Annotated in this window: 1 protein-coding gene; it reads right to left on the reverse strand. The window is 38.0% G+C overall.

The features are described 5' to 3' along the window. Positions 1-122 precede the first annotated feature (122 nt). Entirely contained in the window at positions 123-1148 is a 1026-nt protein-coding gene (locus AC1RRY_RS21890) for an IS110 family RNA-guided transposase (RefSeq protein WP_492823927.1), read from the reverse strand. Positions 1149-1372: the final 224 nt, after the last annotated feature.

Genomic DNA, 1372 nt, shown 5'->3' on the forward strand with positions numbered 1-1372 from the left:
GTAGAGGTGCTGTGTTAAAAGCCAAATAAATTGGTAAAAATATTTAAATTTGAGTCAATAAAAGCAGGAGCATTATTCCATGCAGTTTAGGCAGTCCAATTTGTTTGGGTCTGCCTAATTTTTTAGGCAGCATTCTTGGGTACATAATTAGGATCGTAAGGTTGATTGTTTTTAAAAAGTGTATAAATCAATACCAATAATCTTCTTTGAATAGCTACCGCACCTTTCATTTTTATATTTGTTTTCTCTATGATTCTCTGATAAGTTCTCTTCATTGCAGGTTCGTGCATCGCAGCGCTCAAAGCCGGGAAGTATAACGTTTTTCTAATATGTTTGTTCCCCTTTTTAGATATCTTCGTGGGTGCATTTATTGAGGTGCCGGATTGTCTTCGAACCACATCATAACCGGCATAAGCCACCAGTTGGGAACGTGAATGGAATAGTGCAAAGCCATTGGTTTCTGCGATGATGGCAATAGCCGTTATCATACTGACACCTTTAATAGTACAAACATTATCGATTCTTTCTTTTAATGGAGGGTCATTAGCCAGTATTTCACTCATTTCCTGTTGAATCTCTTCAATTTGTTGAGCGATTAAAGCTAATCTCCCTTCGATACGCTTGATACTTCTCTGGTCAGGTTGATAAGAGTACAACAAGGCATGTAACTGATTTTTGATAGCTGTCTGTTCATCCTTAAGACTGTTTCTTTCTCTGGAAAGCTGTTTAAGCTGACGCATCTGTCCTGATACAGCTGACCACAAACTTAATTTCCGTTCTACACCCATCTGTGCTAATATTCTGGCATCAATTCCATCGGTTTTAGATTGGATATTCAAACTCTGGGCATAACTCTTGAATTGCTTAGCTAAGATAACACTCACAGACTTTTGGTTTTCAAATAACCAATAGGCTAAAGACTCATAATACACGCCTGTGGCTTCCATGGTATAATGTACTTCCACAGTTGTATCTGTGAATTGTTCTATCCATCTGTTCATCTTCTCAAAGCCTGAAAGAGTATTTTCAAAGCTTTTACTGGAAGGAAATAGGACAGACTGGTCTAATAGCTTCTGGGCAATGCAGACAGAAATGGTTGCTTTACTGATGTCGATGCCAATGTTCTGACGAATGATGGGGTTAGTCATGGTCTTAGGAGTAAAAGTTAATGTCGTTGCTCGCAGTATACTTACTCATCTCCATTGTGGAGCGGTATTAGGTGCTGTTCTGACTTGCTGACTGAAAAATGGGGTAAACTCTACATGTACATATATCCAATGGATATTGTTTAGACGTATTTGCCTCTCATTTTCCAGTAGCAATTTAAACCTTTTTCCTTATTCTTATTTCTGTTACAAACATACGAGACGTA

Source organism: Emticicia sp. GW821-FHT11C11 (assembly GCF_058808615.1).

Excerpts from the sequence above, each read along its gene's own strand:
- AC1RRY_RS21890 (WP_492823927.1), bottom strand. The coding sequence starts at position 1,148 with ATGACTAACCCCATCATTCGTCAGAACATTGGCATCGACATCAGTAAA.